General features: G+C 45.5%; 22 protein-coding genes. 2 read left to right on the forward strand and 20 right to left on the reverse strand.

Features of this window, described 5'->3' with window-relative positions; genetic code table 11:
- Positions 1-216: 216 nt before the first annotated feature.
- The 11 genes from A3GY_RS0107745 to A3GY_RS0107795 form a co-directional block, all read right to left on the reverse strand.
- Positions 217-615 (reverse strand): Mini-ribonuclease 3, encoded by a 399-nt coding sequence (locus tag A3GY_RS0107745; RefSeq protein WP_018030848.1) that lies wholly within the window; start codon positions 613-615, stop codon positions 217-219.
- On the reverse strand, positions 608-1,951 hold the full coding sequence (cysS, locus tag A3GY_RS0107750; protein WP_018030849.1) for a cysteine--tRNA ligase: 1,344 nt from the start codon (positions 1,949-1,951) through the stop codon (positions 608-610). Before cysS ends, A3GY_RS0107745 begins: the two co-directional genes overlap by 8 nt.
- Positions 1,944-2,483, reverse strand: coding sequence for a dihydrofolate reductase family protein (locus A3GY_RS0107755; protein ID WP_018030850.1), 540 nt, complete (start codon positions 2,481-2,483; stop codon positions 1,944-1,946). The genes cysS and A3GY_RS0107755 overlap by 8 nt, the downstream gene beginning before the upstream one ends.
- Before the next feature lie 187 nt (positions 2,484-2,670).
- Entirely contained in the window at positions 2,671-2,835 is a 165-nt protein-coding gene (locus A3GY_RS10400; RefSeq protein ID WP_018030851.1) for a hypothetical protein, read from the reverse strand.
- A 57-nt stretch (positions 2,836-2,892) separates the two neighbouring features.
- On the reverse strand, positions 2,893-3,477 hold the full coding sequence (gene cysE / locus A3GY_RS0107765) for a serine O-acetyltransferase (protein WP_018030852.1): 585 nt from the start codon (positions 3,475-3,477) through the stop codon (positions 2,893-2,895).
- A 12-nt stretch (positions 3,478-3,489) separates the two neighbouring features.
- On the reverse strand, positions 3,490-4,236 hold the full coding sequence (locus tag A3GY_RS0107770; RefSeq protein WP_018030853.1) for an SseB family protein: 747 nt from the start codon (positions 4,234-4,236) through the stop codon (positions 3,490-3,492).
- Positions 4,226-6,397, reverse strand: coding sequence for a polyribonucleotide nucleotidyltransferase (gene pnp, locus A3GY_RS0107775; RefSeq protein WP_018030854.1), 2,172 nt, complete (start codon positions 6,395-6,397; stop codon positions 4,226-4,228). Before pnp ends, A3GY_RS0107770 begins: the two co-directional genes overlap by 11 nt.
- 231 nt (positions 6,398-6,628) lie before the next feature.
- Positions 6,629-7,399, reverse strand: a complete 771-nt coding sequence (locus tag A3GY_RS0107780) for an ABC transporter permease (protein WP_018030855.1) — start codon at positions 7,397-7,399, stop codon at positions 6,629-6,631.
- Complete coding sequence (locus A3GY_RS0107785; RefSeq protein ID WP_018030856.1) at positions 7,392-8,033, reverse strand: ABC transporter ATP-binding protein; 642 nt, start codon at positions 8,031-8,033, stop codon at positions 7,392-7,394. The genes A3GY_RS0107780 and A3GY_RS0107785 overlap by 8 nt, the downstream gene beginning before the upstream one ends.
- A gap of 108 nt (positions 8,034-8,141) precedes the next feature.
- On the reverse strand, positions 8,142-8,411 hold the full coding sequence (gene rpsO, locus A3GY_RS0107790; protein WP_018030857.1) for a 30S ribosomal protein S15: 270 nt from the start codon (positions 8,409-8,411) through the stop codon (positions 8,142-8,144).
- Positions 8,412-8,552: 141 nt separating this feature from the next.
- Positions 8,553-9,716, reverse strand: coding sequence for an MFS transporter (locus tag A3GY_RS0107795; RefSeq protein WP_018030858.1), 1,164 nt, complete (start codon positions 9,714-9,716; stop codon positions 8,553-8,555).
- A 93-nt stretch (positions 9,717-9,809) separates the two neighbouring features.
- Here A3GY_RS0107795 and A3GY_RS0107800 point away from each other — a divergent pair, with 93 nt between their 5' ends.
- On the forward strand, positions 9,810-10,460 hold the full coding sequence (locus A3GY_RS0107800; protein WP_018030859.1) for a cyclic nucleotide-binding domain-containing protein: 651 nt from the start codon (positions 9,810-9,812) through the stop codon (positions 10,458-10,460).
- Between the two features lie 66 nt (positions 10,461-10,526).
- Positions 10,527-11,141 (forward strand): peptide deformylase, encoded by a 615-nt coding sequence (gene def, locus A3GY_RS0107805; protein WP_018030860.1) that lies wholly within the window; start codon positions 10,527-10,529, stop codon positions 11,139-11,141.
- A 44-nt stretch (positions 11,142-11,185) separates the two neighbouring features.
- Here def and lplA read toward each other — a convergent pair whose 3' ends face one another.
- The 9 genes from lplA to A3GY_RS0107850 all read right to left on the reverse strand — a co-directional run bounded on the left by lplA (position 11,186) and on the right by A3GY_RS0107850 (position 23,544).
- The gene (gene lplA / locus A3GY_RS0107810) at positions 11,186-12,175 is read right to left on the reverse strand and encodes a lipoate--protein ligase (protein ID WP_018030861.1); all 990 of its coding nucleotides are present in this window, start codon (positions 12,173-12,175) and stop codon (positions 11,186-11,188) included.
- Between the two features lie 134 nt (positions 12,176-12,309).
- A complete protein-coding gene (lpdA, locus tag A3GY_RS0107815) occupies positions 12,310-14,061 on the reverse strand; it encodes a dihydrolipoyl dehydrogenase (RefSeq protein WP_018030862.1) in 1,752 nt (583 codons plus the stop codon).
- Positions 14,062-14,111: 50 nt separating this feature from the next.
- On the reverse strand, positions 14,112-15,497 hold the full coding sequence (locus A3GY_RS0107820; protein WP_018030863.1) for a dihydrolipoamide acetyltransferase: 1,386 nt from the start codon (positions 15,495-15,497) through the stop codon (positions 14,112-14,114).
- A 169-nt stretch (positions 15,498-15,666) separates the two neighbouring features.
- Complete coding sequence (locus A3GY_RS0107825) at positions 15,667-16,662, reverse strand: alpha-ketoacid dehydrogenase subunit beta (RefSeq protein ID WP_018030864.1); 996 nt, start codon at positions 16,660-16,662, stop codon at positions 15,667-15,669.
- A 21-nt stretch (positions 16,663-16,683) separates the two neighbouring features.
- Positions 16,684-17,652: a thiamine pyrophosphate-dependent dehydrogenase E1 component subunit alpha gene (locus A3GY_RS0107830; RefSeq protein ID WP_018030865.1), complete on the reverse strand. Its 969-nt coding sequence runs from the start codon at positions 17,650-17,652 to the stop codon at positions 16,684-16,686.
- 209 nt (positions 17,653-17,861) lie between these two features.
- Complete coding sequence (locus A3GY_RS0107835; protein ID WP_018030866.1) at positions 17,862-18,413, reverse strand: NADPH-dependent FMN reductase; 552 nt, start codon at positions 18,411-18,413, stop codon at positions 17,862-17,864.
- 69 nt (positions 18,414-18,482) lie between these two features.
- Positions 18,483-18,917, reverse strand: a complete 435-nt coding sequence (locus A3GY_RS0107840; protein ID WP_018030867.1) for a MarR family winged helix-turn-helix transcriptional regulator — start codon at positions 18,915-18,917, stop codon at positions 18,483-18,485.
- Positions 18,918-18,986: 69 nt separating this feature from the next.
- Complete coding sequence (locus A3GY_RS10320) at positions 18,987-19,142, reverse strand: hypothetical protein (RefSeq protein ID WP_018030868.1); 156 nt, start codon at positions 19,140-19,142, stop codon at positions 18,987-18,989.
- A 10-nt stretch (positions 19,143-19,152) separates the two neighbouring features.
- Complete coding sequence (locus A3GY_RS0107850; RefSeq protein WP_026161984.1) at positions 19,153-23,544, reverse strand: PolC-type DNA polymerase III; 4,392 nt, start codon at positions 23,542-23,544, stop codon at positions 19,153-19,155.
- Positions 23,545-23,610 lie beyond the last annotated feature (66 nt).

A 23,610-nucleotide genomic window follows, 5' to 3' on the forward strand; every position in this document is an offset into this window, starting at 1 on the left:
AACCTCAAACTGTCTCCCAGACAGTTTGAGCTGTGCGGAGGTGGGAGTTCAAAAGGTCTGGGAGACCTTTTGAAGTGGGAGATATCAGCTGACGGTAGTCAGCTCACATCATTCAAGGTCTGGGGATAGACCGTTTTAGCTCAACAACTGGAAATAAAGACTTGTTGACGAAATCGAATTTCTTCGAAATTACCGATTTCTGTCCCACTCTCTTTTTTATGATTTTTCCACCCTGTCTATACACCAATCAATCAACTCCTCCAAGCGCTCTATCTGCTCGGTCATGTGGAGGTAGCCGATGACGGCTTCGAAACCTGTGGACATCTTGTAGGTGATGATGTCGGTATTTTTGGCCTTGGTATTGGCGTTGGCATTTCGGCCCCGCTTATAGATTTCCTGCTCTTTTTCTGTCAGCAGGTTTTCTTCCAGCATGAGCGTGATCAGCATGGCCTGAGCCTTGGCGGACACATAGTGGGTGGCCAGGCGGTGGAGCTGGTTGGGCTTGGTTTGCCCTTGAAAAATCAGATGGCGGCGGATATACATGGAGTAGACCGCATCCCCTTCAAAAGCCAGGGCAATGCCATTGATGAGATTGACATCTACTGCTTTAGTCACGGGTCCACCTCACCCCATCCTTGGTATCCAAGAGCTTGATCCCTTGGGCAGCCAATTCATCACGAATACGGTCTGCTGTCGCAAAATCCCGATTGGCACGCGCTTCTTGGCGTTCCGCAATCAGGGCTTCAATCTCGCCATCCAAGACTTCTTCCTGGAAGACAATGCCAAAGACAGCCAAAATCTGAGCAAACTCGGCCTTAATGTCCGCATCATAGTTGCCGGAATTGATCCATTTGGCCATGTCAAAGACGACGGTAATGCCATTGGCAGTATTGAAATCATCATCCATGGCCTGGACAAAGTCAGCCACCAGCTGCTGCCACCTGCCCTCCTCTACTTGGTCGGTAAAGGGCTGGGTGTAGGTGTTTTTCAGATATTTGAGGTTGGTCTCGGCATCGTGGATGGCCTTCTCTGTGTAATTGAGAGGTCGACGATAATGCTGGGTCGCCAGGAAAAATCGCAGGACTTGCCCATCTATTTTTTCCAAGAGATCGTGGGCGGTCACGAAGTTGCCTAAAGACTTGGACATCTTCTCATCGTTGATGTTGAGCATGGCATTGTGCATCCAGTAATTGGCAAAGGTTTGGCCAGTCTTGGCTTCTGATTGGGCAATTTCATTGGTATGGTGAGGGAACTCCAGGTCAGCTCCGCCCCCGTGAATATCGATGGTGTCCCCGAGGATTTCGGTCGCCATAACCGAGCACTCGATATGCCAGCCAGGTCGGCCAGATCCCCACGGACTGTCCCAGAAAACTTCCCCAGGCTTGGCCGCTTTCCAGAGGGCAAAGTCAAAGGGGTGTTCCTTGATGTCAGCTTCCTGGTCCACCCGTCCAGAAGCGCCTGCTTCTAAGTCAGCCAGAGTCTTGTTGGCCAATTTGGCATAGTTTTCTGACTTGGCTACACGGAAGTAGACATCGCCAGCCGCCTCATAGGCAAAGTCCTTATCAATCAAGACCTGGATAAAGTCAATAATCTCATCCATATAGTCGATAACCCGAGGGTTTTGAGTAGCAGGTTTGACGCCCAATTGCTGGACATCCGCTAAAAAGGCCGCGATAAATTTGTCCGAAAAGGCCTTGGTATCCATACCGGCTTCCCGGGCACCCTTGATAATCTTGTCATCCACATCGGTAAAATTAGAGATGTAGTGGACGGTGTAGCCCCGGTATTCAAAATAGCGGCGAATCGTATCAAAAGACACCACACTGCGTGCATTTCCGATATGGATATAGTTGTAAACCGTTGGCCCGCAGACATATATCTTGACTGTCTTTTCCGTAAGGGGAACAAATTCCCGCAAACTGCGAGTCAGGGTATCATAAATTTTAATCACTGTTTTTCCTATCCTTTTCTATGTTTCGGCTGAAAACCAGCTCTGCAAAGGGGCCAAACTGTCTGACCTCATCCAGCTGGTAAAAGCGCTGACCTTCCTTCTGGGTAAAGAGGGGAATCCCTTTTCCGAGGATGACCGGTGCCATCTGGATGATGAGGACATCAAAGAGGTCCGCATCCAAAAGAGGCCCTACCAAGGAATTTCCCCCAATGACGAAGACATTTTTTGTCTTGTCCAGTTGCTTCACAAAAGTCACCACATCCCCAGCGACAGGCTGGTAGTTCTTGACAGGCAGGCTTGTGTCATGGGTAAAGACATAATTTTCAGTGGCCTGATAGAAGCCTTCAACATCTGGCAAACCTTGAATCTCCTCAAAGGTCCGCTTGCCCATGATGGTGACATCCATTTGCCTGTAAAAATCATCATAGCCCGTATCCTCCACAGAACCAAGCTGGTGGAGCCAGTCAATCCTATGCTGACTGTCCGCCAGATAACCATCCATGGTGGTACAGCCGTAAAAATAGACTGCCATCGTGCCCCTTCCTTTCTATTTCTGGTCTGCCCTCACCTTTTACGTCATATCATCGACCGACAGGATGGACACTTGAGCTTATCGAAGCAGACAAATTCCTTGCTGGACAAGAAAAGTAGGCAGGGAGACCGTCATTCTAGCCTGTAGCCGGAATGTTCATTGTTAAACGGTTAGGCACCTCTCATGTCTACCTCTGACTTAGGTGATAGAGATAGGTAAAGAGCAGGATGACAAAGAGCAGAATAAGGAGGCCAAAGACCAGATATCCAGCTCTCAAGAGGCTGAAAACAGAGACCAGGCTGCCCACTAAGTAGACTGCAAAATACTTATTATCCTTGAAAAAAACCTTCATCTCACAGTCCCTTCGCAATCGTTTAAAGTCAGCATAGTCGGACTTATCGCGCAAAATTTATAATTTCGAAGAATAATAGCTCGCTTCACGCTGTTCTTCAATGGTTTTAATTTGAATTTCATCCTTTTGGCCATGTATGCGAACAACCTTGGCCGGAACACCTACGACAGTAACATCTGGCGGAACATCACTTAAGACTACCGCGGCAGCTCCTATCTTGGCATTTTCACCAATTTCAACGGGACCGATAACCTGTGAATGTGCCGACACTAGAGCCCCTTTTCGAACCGTCGGGTGACGTTTGCCAGTATCTTTACCGGTTCCGCCCAGCGTCACACCGTGGTAGAGCATAGCCCCTTTTTCAACAATGGCTGTTTCTCCGATAACTAGACCTGCGCCATGGTCAATAAAGACGCCTTCTGCAATCTCTGCTCCGGGATGAATTTCAATCTGTGTCCAGAAACGCCAAAATTGACTATGCATTCGTGCCAAAAGCTTAAAACCATGTGTCCACAAAAAATGCGACAGACGGTGGGCAGCTAAGGCTTTTACTCCTGGGTAGGTCAAAAGCACCTCCAGCGATGTGCGTGCTGCAGGGTCATTCTCTTTAACGATAGTTATGGTTTCTTTCCACCAACCCATAGGTTCTCCTTTTTAATTGTCCAACGCTTCCCACTTCAGCAACTGGTGTTCCTCATCGAAAGGATCGAGTGCCAATCCAACTGTTCCTTCTGTTCCACTTTGAGGGAAACGGACATCATCAATCTTCCAAGTCAATATCGCTCCCTGTGCTTTCCTAAAAGGAATACCAAATTCTGGATTGCTGTACCATTTGGCAAAACTAGCTAGGTTTGAAAAGAGGGGAATGTAACTTTGATGTTCTGCCTGTGACATGGTCGGAAAGGTGCGCTCGAAACCGTCATGACCACTTGGGTGAATAAAGACAGGCACCAAATAATACCGCTCCATCAGACCCGCCTTTTGATTATCCTCATCGAACAAGGTATTGATAACGTTGGTATAAGTCGTCACAAAAGCTACCAGTTCACTGGTTTTAAAAACGGTTGTATTACCGAAGTCGCCGCTTCTTTTGACATTATAAACCATGCCATCTAACTGATAGTTAATCACCTCTTCTAAGACTTCCAGACTTGGCCGCTCAACCCAATTTTGCTGACGGGCACTCGCCTGCTGTTTCCTAAAGGTTTCCAGGTCGGATTTATCGGTGAAAACAGGGGTCACCTTTTGACCCTCTAAGGCAATGGCATAGGGTTGATCACTGGCTAAGACCGTAAAACTATGAAGGCTGTTGACTAGGGTCAGACTATCCAGAAAATTATCTGGCTCTTGGATAAAGGTCCTGAGAGCCAAGTCAAGTTCTTTATTAAAATTACTTGTCATTGTCTTCTTTTTCCTTATGGTGTTTTACACTTGATTCAGACGGTTCTTTTTTGTCTGCTTTAGGCGGACGTGGAAGCAAGGCCTTCATAGAGGCATCAACACGCCCCTTCTCGTCAACCTTGATGACTTTGACCGTTACGGTATCACCTACGGCCAGCACATCTTCAACTTTAGCTGTGCGCGTCCAAGCGATTTCTGAAATATGAACAAGGGCATCCGTCTTATCAAAGAGGTTGACGAAAGCGCCAAATTTCTCAATGCGAACGACTTTAGCCTCATAGATATCATCAACCTTAGCCTCGCGGACAAGCCCAGCAATAATACTTTTGGCCTTGTCAATGGCCTCTTGGTCGCTTGAGAAGATGGAAACATTACCTTCTTCATCAATATCAATTTTGACACCCGTTTCTTCGATGATCTTATCGATGGTTTCACCGCCCTTACCGATAACAATCTTAATCTTATCCACATCAATTTTGATGGTATCAATTTTCGGAGCCGTTGGCGCCAACTCTGGACGGGGTGCTGGAATTGTCGCCTCAATCAAATCCAGAATTTCAAAGCGGGCCTTTTTAGCCTGAGCCAGAGCTTCTTCCAAGATTTGAGGGGTAATACCTTCAATTTTGATATCCATCTGAAGGGCTGTGATGCCCTCACGGGTCCCGGCAACCTTAAAGTCCATATCGCCGAAGTGGTCTTCCAAACCTTGAATATCCGTTAAAACAGTATAATTCCGTCCATCTGAAATCAACCCCATGGCAATCCCGGCAACCGGTGCCTTAATCGGCACGCCTCCTGCCATGAGTGCCAAGGTGCCTGCACAGATAGAAGCCTGTGAGGACGAACCGTTTGACTCTAAGACCTCTGCAACCAGTCGGATGGCATAGGGGAAATCTTCTAGGCTTGGGAGGACCTGCTCAAGAGCCCGCTCACCCAAGGCTCCATGGCCGATTTCACGGCGGCCTGGTGCCCCGTAACGCCCCGTTTCACCTACGGAATATTGCGGGAAATTGTAGTGGTGCATGAAACGTTTCTTGTATTCTGGATCTAAACCGTCAATTTTTTGCGTTTCCCCCATCGGAGCCAAGGTCATGACCGAAAGGGCCTGTGTTTGTCCCCGAGTAAAGAGTCCTGAACCATGAACTTGCGGTAAGAAATCAATCTCAGCATCAAGCGGACGGATTTCATCCACACGTCGGCCATCCGGTCGAATCTTGTCTTCTGTAATTAAGCGGCGCACTTCCGCGTGCTCCATTTGTTCTAAGATTTCAGCCACATCGCGCATGATGCGGTCAAGGTCCTCAGCTTCTGCAAACCGGTCTTCGTATTCAGCTTTGACACCTTCCTTGACTTCCTCTGTTGCCGCCTCACGCGCTTTCTTCTCTTCTACCTGAACAGCTTTTTGGAGATCAGCATTATAAGCTGCCACAATCTCATGTTGTAAGTCAGCGTCCACTTGAAGCAACTCTACGTCAGCTTTTTCTTTACCGACAGCGGCAACAATTTCTTCTTGGAAAGCAATCAGCTCTTTGATCGCCTCGTGTCCCCTCAGAAGACCTTCTAACATAATGGCCTCAGACAGTTCTTTCGCACCTGATTCCACCATGTTGATGGCTTCCTTGGTTCCAGCCACCGTCAGCTCTAACAAAGACTTTTCCTGTTCTTCTTTTGTGGGGTTGATGATAAACTGTCCATCAACATAGGCCACCTGAACACCTGCAATCGGACCATTAAAGGGGATATCCGAAATAGACAGGGCCAGAGATGAGCCAAACATAGCGGCCATTGGTGCTGAAGCGTCTTCGTCATAGGATAGGACGGTATTGATTACTTGGATTTCATTGCGGAAGCCATCTGCAAACATGGGACGGATAGGACGGTCAATCAGTCTGGCCGTCAGGGTTGCATCTGTTGATGGGCGGCCTTCCCGCTTATTAAAGCCTCCTGGGAACTTCCCAGCTGCGTACATTTTTTCTTCATAGTTGACTTGCAGAGGGAAGAAATCGCCTGTCGCCATTTTTTTAGACATCACTGCCGCCGTTAAAACCGTTGATTTCTCATGGCGGATAAGTACCGCTCCATTCGCTTGCTTCGCGACTTGGCCTGTTTCAACCACCCATTTTTTGCCTGCAAAGGTTTTTTCAAAGATTTGTTTGGTCATCTTTTTCTCCTAAATGTAAATTTACGTGCTTTCTACAAAGTTCAGAGAACAAGCAGCGTGTTAAAAACCCCTAAGCTCGGTCCTTGTTCTTTCAACTTTGCACAAAACCACGTATCTCAACTATTTTAACATAATTTATGATTTTTGATAAGAACTATCACTGCCTTTTTGCCACAAAAAAATCGCCCCCAAAGCCCGAAAAAATTGACCTTTAGGTGCGAGTGAATAGGGTTAGCCAGCGTCAAAATCTAATTGCTGACGATCATTAAAATAATCCTTATAGGCAAAATAACCTGCAACGACTGATCCTAAACTGGTGGCTGACAATAGCATGAACATCACCATAATTTGATATTTAATGGCATAGACCGGATCAACACCTGCAAAAATCAGACCCGACATCATCCCCGGCAGGCTGACCAGTCCAACGGTCTTGGCCGAATCAATTGTAGGCTGCATGGCCGTACGAATCGACTGCTGCAGTATGGAAAGCGAGGCTAATTTGATAGGGGCTCCCAGAGACAGCTTTTCCAAGACCTGCTGTCTTTGGTCCGTAAAAGCGGTATGCATTTCCCGGTAGCATAAGCCAATCGCGACCATGGAATTGCTGGCAATCATCCCAGAAATAGGAATGATTTGAGAAGGCAGGGGTTTAATAGCACCCGATAACATTAACAGTCCTAGGGTAACCGCTGTGGAAGACAATATAGCCAAAAAAGCATGTCGAAACTGCTTATGAGGATTGGGGTTGCGCTTATAAGCCTGATGACTGGCATTGAAAACAATGACCAAAGACATGGCAATGGTTACAATCAGATGGTCTAACTGAAAAATATACTTCAGCACATAACCGATGAAAACCAGCTGAAGGACTGTTCTCACCACCGCCACCATAATGTCCTTGGTCAAGCCCAATTTTTCTTTGCTGGATAGACCTAGGGCTACCAGAACAAGTCCCAGCGCCAAAACCAAAGAAAAATAACTAACACTGACATTAGTCATAAATCAGCTCACCTCCTGCTATCTTGACCACTTGCCGAGCCTCAGCAAGCTCTGTCTGATCATGCGTGACTTCAATAATGGTTTTTCCTTTTTCATGGTATTGCTTAATCAAGCCCCGAACAAGGCTTTTAGTAACAGCATCTAAACCAGCAGTCACCTCGTCCAGCAACAACACTCTTGGGTCAAACAGAAGATTTCTTACCAGTGCAACCCGCTGTTTCTCACCGCCTGAAAGCTCACTAATCGCCTGTTCCAAAAAATGAGGGGGCAAATCAACTGCCGCTAAGGCCGCAAGTGCCCGATGCTGATCAAACGGAAGCTGTCTGATTGTAAATGGGAAAGCCAAGTTATCTGCGACCGTTTGGCCAAAAAGAACTGGCTGCTGAAAACAATACGATACTTCCTTTCTGTAATCAACGGGATTAAGACGCTGTAAATCGTTGCCGTCATAGTAGATCTCCCCTTGCGAATACGGGGATAAACTTGCCATAATCTTCAGCAGAGTGCTCTTACCTCCTCCTGAAGGACCCGTTATCGTTAGCCATTCTCCTTCTGATACCGTCAACGTGATGTCTTTTAAAATCGTTTTATCACCTCTTGCGAGACCGACATGTTTCAAGTCATATAAAATCATGCCTTTATTATAGCACAAAAGCATCCTTATTTATAATGATTATTATTAAAAAAGATGCTAAAAACAAAGAAAAAACAGAACTTACAAGAAGTCCTGTTTCTGCTGCCATTAGCGGCGAAGTCCGAGTGACTGAATCAATTCACGGTAGCGGTTAACATCTGTGCGGCGAAGATAAGCCAAGAGGTTACGACGGCGACCGATTTTTTTCATCAAGCCACGGTAAGTTGCATGGTCTTTTTTATGCTCTTGAATGTGATTGTTCAAGTGGTTGATTTCCCAAGTCAGGACAGCAACCTGAACTTCTACGCTTCCTGTATCACCTTCGTGACGAGCGTATTGAGCGATAATTTCATTTTTTTTCTCTTTTGAGATTGCCATAATAGTTCTCCTTTTTTGCTTAATCCGAGTCCTAGGATTTGGCGATCCTAAAACCAAGAAAAAGTTAATCTGTCTTAAAGACATTAGTCATTGTATCAGTCTTCCTGTCTTTTGTCAAATGGCAAAGCTGACCTTTTGAAATCACTGATGAGTTAATCTTTGGTAAAGAAGAAGGCTCAGACCTAAAAACAGACTGACTAGGGCAAATAAGATAAAACTAATATTAACGCTAGAGCTGAAAAGCCCAAAAAACTGTAAGACCAGAGAAGCAAACCCGCCCCCTAGATTGCAGCCTAGCAAAACGACAGTCGTGGCTGCATTAAGCTGCTTAAGCGGAATAGTCTCGGAAATCCGATGAAAGACTAAGGTCACACCTAAACTATAAACAAAACCTGTCATCAAAGCACCCAGAGCCAGCCACCACAGACTGTTGGCAAACCAGAGAATAAAGAGACCTGCACTGAGAGCTAAAACAACCAGCGCCATCAAATAGTCCTTTAACCAGTCTAATAAAAAGGCAAATAAAGCACCTGCCAAAATCCCCATTAACATCATGAGGCTCAAAATGAGACTCGATTGGCTGTCAGTACCTAATTGCAGCCGCTCCATAACTAAGGGCAGGCGTAGCGTAATAGCCGTATTGACCAAGATGACAAAGCCAGCATAGAGGGCTAATCCAGTAATATACAGGACTTGTCCCGAGCTCAGACGGCTGGTTTTCGGCTCTGTCTTTGGAAGTTGTACCTGGCTGTCCTCAGGTTTAGCTACAAAAGCAAGGTAGAGAAAAAGAATAACAAAACCCAGCCCATAAATGAGAAAACTAGCCGACCAGCTGATTTTTAATAAGCGACCGACCAAAAAAGTACAGACCGCTGAGCCTAGCACTTCGGCCGATCCACGGTAGCCCAGCATCTGAACTCTTTCTCTACCAGAAAAATGTTCCCCAATAATACTGATGGCACGCGCATTGATCAAACCAACGCCAGCCCCTAAGATAATCCTTGAGACAAAAACCACCGGATAGGCTTGGAAAAAGAAGGGAGTCATCCCCCCGACAGCCAACAGAACGAGACCTAAAATAATGGTCAGTCGTTCTGACAGCCAGCGGTTCATAAGAGGAGTCGCCAATAAAATCCCCAGAATGGCAAATGAAGACAGCGAAAACAAAAGTTCCACCTGACCGACCCTATAACCTTTCGCTTCATAATGAGTCAGCATCTTAGGTAAAGCCGGGGAGACCGAAAAAGTCGACACTAACATTAAGGACAGGGAGAGCAGGCTAACCTTCTCTAACAATTTTTTCATGATTTCTCTGACCTTCCTTTAAATTTAAGACTAAAAAGAGTATAATCAATCTTTAGAAAGAAAAATAGGACAAATGTCCTAAATGAGGAAGATATGGAAGATGTCATCAATCATCTAGTGACCAGCAAAGAATTAGAAAAAATTTTCCCAAAGCACTGTTTCGCGAAACTCAGACCCCTCGTTTTCCCTGCCGGTCACCTCATCTGCCGGCAAGGAGAGCCCTTAGAAGCTCTCTTTTACATGGTCAGGGGAAAAGTCAAAATTGTCCGCAGGCTTTTTAACGGACGGGAGCACATTTTAGATATCAAAAACAAACCGACCTTGATTGGAAACTTGGAGTTGCTGACAGATCAGACAATCGTTTCTTCCGTGATAGCACTTGAAGAGACTGTCATGCTGGCACTGCCTATCCGCCAAGAGAAAGAGGAGCTGTTGAAAGATCCTCTCTTTTTGCTCAAGCTCGGACAAGGGCTGGCTCATTCGCTTTACCGACAAAATCTGAAAGCTGCCACTAATCTATCTTACAGCGCCAAAGAACAGCTGGCCACTCATATTCTGGCTGTGGAACATCAGGGGAATTTTCAGCTAGAATTGGCTACCTTGGCTGATTCGTTCGGCATCTCATACCGACATCTTCTGCGCGTTATTCATGGTTTTATCAAGGCCGGCATTATCAGTAAAAACAAACCCAATTACCAGATTATCAATCGGAAACAGTTGCAGGACTGGGCCGTTAAGGACTAATCAGCAAACTTTCCATATCCCTAAATTTGTGCTATAGTTATCATGTTGTCAATATAAGGAGTCACTATGTCTGTTATCAAAAAACTCACTCAAGCCAGTCATTTGATTGATATGACTGATATTATCCGCGAGGGAAATCCTACGCTCAGGGCAGTTGCCAAAGACGTGGCCCTGCCACTAACGGATGAAGATATTGTGTTGGGCGAGAAAATGCTGCAGTTTTTGAAAAACTCTCAGGATCCTGTCGCCGCTGAAAAAATGTCTCTGCGTCCAGGCGTTGGTTTGGCTGCTCCTCAACTGGATATTTCAAAACGGATTATCGCTGTTCTTATCCCAAATCCAGAAGATGAGGAAGGAAATCCCCCCAAAGAAGCCTACGCTCTTGCGAAAGTAATGTATAACCCTAAAATCGTTGCCCACTCTGTCCAAGATGCCGCCTTGGCCGACGGCGAGGGCTGTCTGTCTGTTGACCGCACCGTTGAAGGTTTGGTCATCCGTCATGCACGTGTGACCGTCGACTATATCGACAAAGACGGACAAAAGCAGCGGATCAAACTCAAGGGCTATAATGCGATTGTTGTCCAGCACGAGATTGACCACACCAATGGCGTCATGTTCTATGACCGCATCAATCCAGAAAATCCAATGGCTGCCCCAGAGGGCTTGCTGATTATTGAATAAAAACCCTTTTAGGATTTGCCTAAAAGGTTTTTTTATGATGACGACTAAGCCACAATAGCTTTAGCTACTTCTTCAGCTGTGATTCGAGAGAAGTAATGGTTAATATCAACGGTCTGCAGTTTTGCAAGGACGTCCTTGTATTCATAGCGAGTGCCGACCAACAAGGTTTCAATATCTGAAACATCTCCGATACCAAAGAAATCGCCATAAATTTTGATGGATTCAATGACTGATTTTTCAACCTTGGCAAAGCTTGTGATTTTGCCGGCAGGGTAGCGGACATTGCGCTCAATCGTATAGTCTGGCGTCTCTCCATAAGTCCAATCCCAAGTGCCAAATTGGCTGTCACGGATATCTTGAATATGCTTGAGTTCGTCTTCTGAAAGGACATACTCTTCCATATCCGGATATTCTTTTTTCATCTGGTTAAGGATGGCATCCTTAAACTCAAGGACTGTCATTTTTTGTGGCAGCTCATTGTTGATATTGGTGACACGCGCCCGGACAGACTTGACACCTTTGGATTCAATCTTATCTTTGCTGACTTTAAGGGCATCTGCCAAAACGGACATGTCCACATCAAAGAGAAGACAGCCGTGGTGCATCATCCGCCCTTTGTAGTAGGCTTGGGCATTGCCACAAATTTTCTTCCCATCAATTTCAAGGTCATTGCGCCCAGTAAAGTCTGCCTTGACACCCAAAGTAGCCAAGGTATCAATCACAGGTTTTGAGAAGGTTTTAAAGTCAAAAGCTCCTTCATCTGCCTTATTTGAAATAATGGTGTAGTTTAGGTTATTCAGGTCATGATAAACGGCTCCACCGCCTGAAAGACGACGAACCACATGAATACCGTGACTGTCTGTGTACTCTTTATTGATTTCAGCAATGGCATTCTGATGCTTACCGATAATAATGGCAGGCTCATTAATCCAAAGCAGGAAAAGCTCGTCTTCTCCGACCAATTCTCGAAAAGCATAAGATTCTAAAGCAATATTATAAGCTGGATCATTTGAATTATTGACAATGTATTTCATCTTTATTTCCTTTAACCATATTGTTAACTGATTACATGAACAAAAACCTTAGTGATAAAACCAAGGTTTTTGCGGTTTATAGGCCTTTTCATGTGACAGAAAAGACCCCCCTGTCACTCGACCAAACTATAAACCTATTTCCGTTTTGGTGGGTTGTGAATGGCTTCTCCCAGCACATCTGCAAAGGCTTCGTACATGACCTCTGAGAAGGTTGGATGCCCGTGGATGGAGAGAAGCAGCTCATCAACGGTCAGCTCAGACTCCATAATGGTCGCTGCTTCATTGATCATTTCAGCAGCACTCGGTCCAATAATGTGAACACCTAGAATTTCATGGTATTTAGCATCCGCAATGACTTTTACAAAACCATGCGCTTCGTTAGATGCAATGGCGCGGCCATTGCCTGTAAAACTATTTTTACCAACTAGGATATTGCCATACTTCGCCCGTGCTTCTTCTTCAGTAATCCCAACCATGGCAACTTCAGGATGTGTGTAAACGGCTGCCGGTGTGAACTGAAGGTTGGCCTTGCGAACATTGCCATGCATGGCATTTTCAGCGGCTACCTCACCCATCCGATAGGCAGCATGGGCAAGCATCTTCGTACCGTTAACGTCACCCGGCGCATAAATACCAGGGATAGAGGTTTCTTGGTAGTCATTAACCTTGATACGGTTGCGATCCATTTCAAGATTAAGGTTTTCAAGACCCTTCATTTGCGGTACACGGCCAATTGAAAGGAGGGCTTTTTCAGCGACAACTTCTGATCCATCATTTAATTTCAAGGTCAACTGGTTATTGGCTTCAATAATTTCGGAAACACCGACAGAGGTCTTGATGGTCATGCCTTTCTTAGACAGGATCTTTTGGAGCTCTTGCGACACTTCTTTATCCATAGCTGGAATGATGCGGTCTGCCATCTCAATCACAGTCACCTCAACACCATAAGAAGCCCAAACCAGACCCAGTTCGATACCAACGACACCGCCCCCCATAACGGCCAATGACTTCGGCATTTCACGGAGATCAAGGATGTCATCAGAAGTCATCACCAATTTTGAGTCAATTCCTGGGATATTGATCCGAGAAACTTTTGAACCTGTGGCCAAAATAATATGACGTCCTTTAATGGTTTCAGAACCGATGGTCACTGTCTTATCAGGGTTGACCTGGCCGAGACCGTTAAAGATGGCTACTTTGTTGGCTTTAAGCAGTCCTTGAACACCGCCTGTCAGCGTCTTAACAACTGTATTCTTAAAGTCTACGGTCTTGTCCATATCAATCGTGTAGTTCGTTGAAGCAAGATTGATTCCTCGACCTGCAGCAATCTTGAGACCGTCAAGAATCTCTGCATTTTTCAAATAAGTCTTGGTTGGAATACAGCCCTTATTGAGACAGGTTCCGCCAAATTCGGATTTTTCAACGATAGCGACTTTTCCGCCTAATTGAGCACCGCGGATAGCGGCATAGTAACCTGCAGGTCCACCGCCGACAACGATGATATCATATTCATCCGCAGCCAAGACAGCTTTTGGTGCTTGAGCCACTTGGTCTGCGGCAGGCGCAGCAGGAACCTCTAAGCCTGCAGCTTTCAGATCATCAGCAGAGGCACTTGGAGCTTCCGCAGCCGTATCGGCCACGACTTCACCTGCTTCTCCCAGATAACCGATGACCTCTGTTACCGGAACCGTCGCCCCATTTCCATGGACAATCTTTATCAAGACTCCGGAATCTTCGGCCTCTAACTCCATATTGGTCTTATCCGACATGATTTCAAGAAGAATATCACCTTCTTGAACCTCATCGCCTTCTTGTTTTTTCCACTCGATGATTTCGCCTTCCTGCATGTCAACACCGAGCTTGGGCATTATAATTTCAACAGCCATTTCGTTCTCCCTTTATGTTTTTAGATATTCGCTTTATTGCTACCATTATATCAGATTAGCAAGTCAAATGGATTTTCCAATAATTTCTTCAAGTCAACCATAAATTTGGCCCCATTCATCCCATCTACAATACGGTGGTCAATGGTTAGGCAGAGCGCCATAATCGGACGAATCTTGACTTCGCCATCTACTGCAACCGGTGTTGGAATAGTGGCAGAAACACCAAGAATGGCCGAGTTCGGCTGATTGATAATCGGATTGAAGGTCTTGGTTCCAAACATTCCTAAATTGGTAATCGAGAAGGTAGAGCCTGACATTTCCGCAGCCTTCAGCTTGCCTGCCTGAGCCTTCTTAATCACATCCTTAGAAGCCACCACAAATTCTGACAGGCTCATCTTGTCTGCTCCCTGAACAACCGGTACAATAAGACCGTCATCTAAACCAACAGCGATACCCAGATTAACGAAACGATGCAGTTCAATGTCATTAGCATCATTAATCAGAGAAGCATTCAGATACTCATGCTCTGGTTTCATCAGCGTTTTGACAACCGCCAGTCCAATTAAATCTGTAAAGGTTACTTTTAGACCGGTCTTCTCCATGATGGGTTCAATCAGCTTCTTACGAAGCGCCATCAACTCTGTCATATCAATGTCATAGTTAAGGGTGAAGGTCGGAGCTGTTAGATAAGAGTGCGTCATGCCTTTTGAAATCGCCTTACGCATGGCACTCATTTTAATGACTTCAACACCTTCTGGCAATTCTGCTGCTTTCTCGGCAGGAGCAGGTGCTTCTTTGGCCTCAACAGGTGCTGCAGCTTCGAGCACTGCCAGTACATCTTCCTTCATAATCTTACCATGGAAGCCTGTTCCTGTAATAGAGGCTAAATCAAGACCATTATCCAAGGCAATCTTAGCAGCCAGCGGTGATGCTTTAGGCTGAGCTTCTTGATAGGCTTCGACATCATCCTGATGAACCCGTCCCTTAGCTCCTGTTCCTGGGATAAGCCCCAAATCCAAACCTAATTCTTTTGCTAAACGGCGGGCGGCAGGAGTTGCACGCAGTTTCGTACCAGTCCCCTGCGGAGCAGCCGTTTGGGCTGCTGGGCTGGAAGCCTTACTAACCGAAACATCTTCCTGCGATACAGGATCCTCAGTCGCTTTAGGAGCTTCTGCAGCCGTATCGGCCACGACTTCACCTGCTTCTCCCAGATAACCGATGACCTCTGTTACCGGAACCGTCGCTCCGTTTCCATGGACAATCTTTATCAAGACTCCGGAATCTTCGGCCTCTAACTCCATATTGGTCTTGTCCGACATGATTTCAAGAAGAATATCACCTTCTTGAACCTCATCGCCTTCTTGTTTTTTCCACTCGATGATTTCGCCTTCCTGCATGTCAACACCGAGCTTGGGCATTATAATTTCAACAGCCATTCCATTTCCTTTCTACTTGCGAATAAGGATGACAGCGAAAACTGCGCATCCTTACCTGGCAATCATTATGATGGCAAATTGCCTAAGCGCCTCATCCATTCTTCTCCTATCAAGCTGAATCTGACATGCTTGTTTTTGATGTGAAGAATGGTCAGGCTGTCAGCAGCGGTTAACCTTTGTTAACCTGTCTGTAAATGGCATCCTTGATTTTGTCAACATTCGGCAGTACGCCATTTTCCAAGACATTAGCGTAAGGGACTGGAACATCCTCTGACGCAATACGGATAATTGGAGCATCTAAATAATCAAAAGCTTCACTCTCTGTAATGATTGCTGCAATTTCACCGATAAAACCGCCTGTCTTATAGGCATCATTAACGAGAATCACTTTTCCTGTCTTTTTAACCGAATCAATAATCAAGTCCTTATCAAGTGGGATTAGGGTACGAGGGTCAACGACTTCGACACTGATCCCCTCCTCGGCAACCTCATCAGCGGCCTTAAGCACACGTTCCAGCATACGGCCATAAGAAATGATTGTCACATCGCTACCTTCTCGCTTGATTTCGCCTTTTCCAAGCGGAATATAGAAGTCTGGATCCTGAGTCACTTCTTCTTTCTTACCATAGAGTGCTTTTGGCTCCATGAAGATAACGGGGTTGTTGTCACGAATGGAAGATTTTAATAGACCTTTAGCATCGTTTACAGTGCCAGGAGCAACCACTTTAATCCCTGGGATATGAGTCAGCCATGCTTCCAGTGACTGTGAGTGCTGTGCTGCCGAACCAATTCCTGAACCAGATGCCACGCGGAAGGTTACAGGGGTTTTAAGGCCGCCGCCAAACATGTAATTGGTTTTAGCTCCTTGGTTGACAATCGCATCCATAGCAATTGTCACGAAATCCATGAAAGTCAAATCAACAATTGGACGAAGCCCTGTTTGAGCAGCTCCGATAGCAGATCCAGCGATAGCTGCCTCAGAGATCGGTGTATCGCGGACACGTTTTGCACCAAACTCTTCCAGCATCCCTACGGAAGTTCCGAAATCACCGCCATAAACACCGACGTCCTCTCCCATTAGGAAGACTTTGTCATCTTTACGCATTTCCTCACTTTGAGCAAGATTAATTGCTTCACGCAAGGCCATTACTTTTGTTTCACTCATTGTCTTTATCACCTTTCCTTCTTAGTCTACCCAAACATCTTCGAATGCGACAGACATTTCTGGGAATGGACTTTCTTCTGCAAACTTAACAGCATCCTCAACTTCCTGAGCAACGTCTTTTTCGATGGCATCTAACTCTTCATCAGTTGCAATCTTATTGTCAATCAAGTAAGCACGGTATTTTTTAAGAGGGTCTTTCGCTTTCCAGCTGTCTACTTCTTCCTTGGTACGGTAGGCGCCGGCATCTGCTGTCGAATGACCGAACCAGCGATAAGACTCCACCTCAACAATGGCAGGGCCATTTCCTGCACGAACATAATCAATCACTTCATGCATTTTTTCATACACTGCTATCACATCATTGCCATCCTCTACATAGTGACCTGGAATACCATAGGCATCTGCGCGTGTGTAAAGATGAGGAATCTTGGTTGAATAAGAAATGTCTGTTGAAATACCGTATCGGTTATTGATGATGAAAAAGATAACTGGCAAATTCCAAACAGCTGCTAAATTGACAGACTCGTGGAAAGACCCTTCGTTAGTGGCTGAGTCTCCCGAAAAGGCGATGACAATATTGTCCGTTCCTTCATATTGCTGGGTAAGGGCAGCACCTACAGCCAAGGCATAACCTCCACCAACGATACCATTGGTGCCATAGTTCCCTTTTTCAATGTTGGCTAAGTGCATGGATCCGCCACGCCCTTTAGATGTTCCGGTAGCTTTACCAGCTAGCTCAGCCATCATGCCGGGAATACTGATTCCCTTGGCGATTGTCTGACCATGTCCACGGTGGTTGGAAAAGATGATGTCCTGATCTGTCAGGTCATGAATAGCCCCTACTGAAGCCGCTTCTTCCCCAACAGAAAAGTGCGTCATCCCTTGTACGAAACCACGGCGAACGAGTTTATTTAATTTCATATCAACATCTCGAATCTGTTGCATTTTAAGAAACATATCCAAGTATTCTTCTTTTGACAATTTTGCCATATTAGCCTCCAAAAATATCTTTGTTACTTGTCTATCATAGACTATTTTTTCACAAATCACAAGGATTTTAACCGCTTTCTTTCCTTGTCGTTAAGGCTTTTTCTGTTATATAAATTATTTTTTTCACAAACTTTTTCCGATACGCTTTAGGGACTGGCTTTGCGTTACAAAAAAAGCCAGTCTGATAATTGGCTTTTTTGTGTTATAGATTAGTTACTGGCTGCCAACAAGGCATCTGCCTGTGCTGATAACTCAGCTAGTTTAGCCTCTTCTACCTCAAGGACACCCGTTCCCCAAGCTTCTGGATTGACAGGGACACCTGTTAATTGGTCAACCAAAGTCATCCGAATAAAAGGCAGCAGAGAACGGTAATCTTTGAAAACCTCTTCTGGTGAGATGCCATTAGCAACCGATGATACCGTCACAAGCTTATCTTGAAGAGCAGATGGCCCTCTCGGATCTGATAGGTCAAGCGCCCGAGAAGTCCAATCCAGCAGATTTTTAACCACTCCTGGAATCGCATAGTTATAAACTGGTGAGAAGATCCAAATAGCATCCGCATCTAAAATAGCCTGACGTACACGTGCAATCTCAGGGTGAACCGGTGTTTCCAAATCTTGGTTCATATAGGGAATGTTTGCATATTCCAAATAAGATACCGTGGCACGATCCCCTAAAATAGCTTCCGCTTTCTCCGCTAATTGGTGGTTGAAGGAACCTTTACGGAAGGATCCAACAATGAATAAAATATTTTTAGACATCAGTAGCCTCCTTATCTTTTAATTACTAGGCAGTATAATCCTTTTAGCCTCTTTTGTAAACGGATTTGCTTATGGTTTGAGATGTTTAAACTTCTTGAGCAAGTGAATGAGCTGCTCTTGTTCCTCCGCGGTTAAAACAGAAAAAACGGCCTGTACATTTGCCCGATGTTCTGGCATGATTTGTTCGATGAGGTCTCGACCGGATTGCGTCAGACCAACAACAGAAGCTCGTTTATCTGAAGCGTCTGTTTTACGATAAATCCAGCCATTGCGCTCCATGTTTTTTATCACCACGGTCATGTTTCCCGATGTCGCCAGCATTGAGCCAATCAGCTGACAAATTTTCATTTCTCCCTTTTTATAAAGGACATCCATAGCTGAGAACTGGGTGGGTGTGACACCATAGGTTTTGAAAATAGACGCCACTTGACCTTCCACCGTTCGATTGGCTTTTCCAAAAACGACCATTGCTTTGAGAGACGAATCTGAACTTGTGTCTGTCATAAGATTTCCTTTCTTTTTGATCATTATACAACTAATTAGTAATAAAAACAAGGAGGGTCGCCTCTCCTATTATTTTAAATGTTTCAAATAAGCAAGTCCCAGACTCATGGCAGCAAGGAAGGCTGCCCCCAGACTAGCAGTCTGGAGAGGCCAGTCAGCTATCTCCAAAGAATAGGCAAAGGACTTGTCTTCTGTCCTGTCAACAGCCCTGATATCAAGTTTCACCGTAGTCTCCTTAAAAAATATCGTCAAAGAGAGAAAGCTGATTATCCTCAGGTAAATTACCCAGAATCCCCATATCACTCATTTTATCAACAAGAGTCGAGGAGAGCCCGCCTCGCTTGCGCAATTCCGTTTTAGACAGGAATTCACCCTCAGAACGTGCTTTGACCACTTGTTTGGCAACGTTCTCTCCCAGACCTTCCATCGCAACAAATGGCGGAATCAGCGTCTTGCCCTCAATCTGAAATTCAGTTGCATCACTGCGGTAAAGATCGAGCTTGCCAAATTGATAGCCTCGCTCCAGCATTTCATTGACGATTTCCAGAGTCGTGTAGAGGTCAATTTCCACATTTGAGGCTTCATTGGTTTTACGCTTAGCCGCGATATCAGCCATCCTTGCCTTAACAGCATCAAGACCGGCACTCATGGTCTTCAGCTCAAAAGCCTTTGCCCGAATGGAAAAATAAGCACAATAATAGTAAATCGGGTGATGGACTTTAAAGTAAGCTACCCGCAGAGCCATCAAAACATAGGCTGCGGCATGGGCTTTCGGGAACATATATTTAATCTTGCCACAAGATTCGATATACCAATCGGGAACATTGTTTTCTTTCATGGCAGAGATGTAGCCATTGCGCTCTTCTTCGGAGATCTTCAGCCACAAGCCCTTACGCACCCTTTCCATGATGGTAAAGGCCATTTTAGGGTCAAGACCTGCGTGCATCAGATAAACCATGATATCATCCCGACAGCCAATTACAGTGGACAGGGTGGCAATACCATTTTTGATGAGATCCTGAGCATTTCCCAGCCAAACATCGGTACCATGTGACAGACCTGACAGTTGCAGCAGTTCGGCGAAAGTGGTCGGATGTGTTTCATCGACCATCCCCCGAACAAAGTTTGTCCCAAATTCTGGAATCCCCAACATACCCGTTGGTGTTCCAATCTGCTCTTCCGTCACTCCTAGAACCTCTGTTCCGGAGAATAACTTCATCACATCCGGATCATCAGCCGGAATGTCCTTTGGATCAATCCCAGATAAATCCTGCAGTTTGCGAATCATCGTCGGGTCATCGTGGCCTAGGACATCAAGTTTAAGAACATTCTCATCAATATCGTGGAAGTTGAAGTGGGTCGTCTGCCATTCAGCTGTCAAGTCATCAGCCGGATACTGAACAGGCGTGAAATCATAGACATCCATATAATTGGGAATGACAACAATACCCCCGGGATGCTGTCCCGTGGTTCGCTTGACTCCTGCAGCACCCATGGCTAGCCTGTCAACTTCAGCATCCCGATAGAACTTACCGTAATCACGCTCAAACCCTTTGACAAACCCATAAGCTGTTTTTTCCGCAACAGTACCTACTGTTCCCGCACGGAAGGCATAGTCCTTACCAAAAATCTCACGGACATCCAAATGGGCGCTGGGCTGGTCATCCCCAGAAAAGTTCAAATCAATATCGGGAACCTTATCCCCATCAAATCCGAGGAAGGTTTCAAAAGGAATGTCCTGTCCATTTTTATGATACTTGCTACCGCAGTTGGGACAGTTTTTTTCAGGAAGGTCATAGCCTGACCCAACCGAACCGTCCGTAATAAATTCCGAATGCTGACAGTCTGGACAGACATAGTGAGGTGGCATCGGGTTCACCTCTGTGATACCAATCATAGTCGCCACAAAACTGGAGCCGACTGATCCTCTGGAGCCAACCAAGTAGCCCCGCTCATTAGAGCGGTTAACCAGCATCTGAGAAGCCAAATAGATAACTGCAAAGCCATTCCCCAAGATGGAGGTCAGCTCTTTTTCAATCCGCAGGTCTATAATGTCTGGAAGCGGATTTCCATAAATTTCAAAAGCCTTGCGATAGGTCATTTCAGCGACCTTCTCCTCAGCCTTATCAATAAACGGGGTATAAAGATCTTTCTTAACGACCTCCACATCTTCAAACCGCTCCAACATCGCATTAGGATTCGTCACAACCAACTGGTAGGCAAGGTCTTCTCCCAAGAAAACAAACGCATCCAGCATTTCATTAGTCGTTCTGAAATGCGCCTTTGGCAGAGGAGCCGGCTGAGCACCTTCTCCCCGCCCAATCGGACGGTTAATCATCGCTCCCTGACCAAGACTGCGAACAATGATTTCACGGTAAATCTCATCTTCCGGCTCAAGATAATGGACATTTCCCGTTGCTAAAACGGGCTTCTCCAAGCGCTGACCGATGGCAATTAAGTCCTTAATCAGCTTTTCAATATCCTCACGGCTATTCACCAGTCCCTGTGCCAATAAAGGCTCATAAAGTGCGGGAGGCATAACTTCAATGAAATCATAATACTTAGCAACATCTAGCGCCTTATCAAATCCGTTTGACAGGAGGGCATCAAAAACCTCCCCATCAGAACAAGCCGTCCCCAGAAGCAATCCCTCGCGATACTGATCAAGGACCGTCCTTGGAATACGGGCCACTCCCGCAAAATACTTGATATTAGACAGACTTACCAGTTTGAACAGATTTTTTAGCCCCGTCTGATTCTGAACATAAAGCGTTGCGTGTTTGACTCGGGCTTTTTGATAAGAATGGTCATCAACAACCTTGGTATTAAGATCTAGGAGGTTAGTAACGCCATGTTTTTCCTTGACGTCCCTCAAGAAGATAAAGAGCAGGCGTCCCGTCGCTTCCGCATCATAATTGGCCATGTGGTGATGTTCCAACGAGACTTGGAATCGCTTGGTCAGAGGTCCTAGACCATGACGCTTGTACTCCGGATAGAGGTTGCGGGCAAATTCTAAGGTGTCAATCACAGGCTGGGTAATCATCGGTAAGCCATAACGTTCATAGTTAGCATTCATGAAACCGACATCAAAGGTCGCATTATGGGCCACCAAAACCGTGTCCTGACAAAAATCCTGAAATTCTTTTAAAACCCGCTCCAAAGGCTTGGAGCCCTTGACATGCTGATCCGTTATTCCAGTTAATTCTGTCGTAAAGGCTGACAGAGGGTGCCCTGGATCAATAAACTCATCGAACTGCTCAACAATATTGCCCTTATACATCTTCGATGCCGCAATTTGAATCAAGTCATTATTAACAGCTGACAGTCCCGTCGTTTCAACGTCAAATACGACATAAGTTGCCTCGTTCATCTCCAAATCAACCTCATTGTAGGTGATTGGAACACGGTCTTCAACAATATTGGCTTCCAGACCAAAAAGCACCTTAATGCCGTTCTTACGGCCCGCATGGTAACCGTGCGGGAAACTCTGAACATTGCCGTGGTCTGTAATGGCAACTGCCGGATGGCCGAATTGCGCCGCCTTAGCAACCAGCTCTTCAACAGTCGGCAAAGCATCCATGGTCGACATATTGGTATGGGCATGAAATTCAACTCGCTTTTGCCCCTCAGGCATCAAGTCTTTTCGGACATGGTGGACAATCTCTTTAACATTTTGCACATTCATGGTTAAGGCCTTGGTAAAGGGATTGTTTTCGATATTGCCACGAACACGCAGCCAAGCTCCCTTGGCAATCATGTCATACTTTTTAAGATCAGCTTCATCCTTAGCCCACTTCTGCATCGGGAAGCTTGAGGTGTAGTCGGTCATCTTAAAGGTGATAATATGACGGCCTGTCCGGGTCGTTTTCCGTTCCACGTCAAAAACCACGCCTTCAAAGGTAATCTTGTTTTCCTCGGTTTCAATCTCATTCATCGGCGTAATATCCGCCTTTTCAAAACCAACCTGACGTTCTTTAGCACGCTCTTTATAATCAAAAGTCGGCTTAGCCTCCTCCGGAGGCGGCATGGTCGCCTCCAGCGATTTTTGAACTTCTATGGCCTGCTCAGTAGCCTTTTGAATCAGATCCTCACGAGACGAGACAAAAGAAGCTCTCAAATCTTCGGTTACCCTTTCATCTGAGACAATTTCAAAGGCCAGGGTCCCAAAACCAAATTCCTGAAACTGCTGTACCAAACGCGGTAAATGATTTTGACGAAAATGTTCATTGTTAACAAACTGCGGAGCCGAAATAGATACCGTGCCCTCTTGATAAGAAACCTCAAGCGCAGCAAAAGAACTTCTAAAGCTGGCACTGTTACATAGAGGCAACTCAAAAGCTTCCTGATAATAGGCTTGCAGGAGTTCATTGGAGATAAGCGGATTGGCAACCTTAAGATCAAAGGTCGCCTTAATCTCTGCCTTATCAAAAGACTGGGTTAAGTGAGATGACAGTTCCCGGTAAGATTCAAGAGGCAGCAGTTCTTCAAAAGCGAAATGAAAATGCCAGCTTCTTTCCGCAGGATTCACCTTAACCTCAATAATATCGGCAGACGAAAAAACACTTGAAGTTTTGATTTCAAGTGGCATCTCAATCTGATCCATTAATTTTTTGAATAATTCAGACATCGTTTCCCTCATCCTTCATTCTTCCTACATTTTACCATATTCAGCTGTAATTGACGAGATTAAAAC

The organism is Streptococcus ferus DSM 20646 (genome assembly GCF_000372425.1).
Classification (GTDB): domain Bacteria; phylum Bacillota; class Bacilli; order Lactobacillales; family Streptococcaceae; genus Streptococcus; species Streptococcus ferus.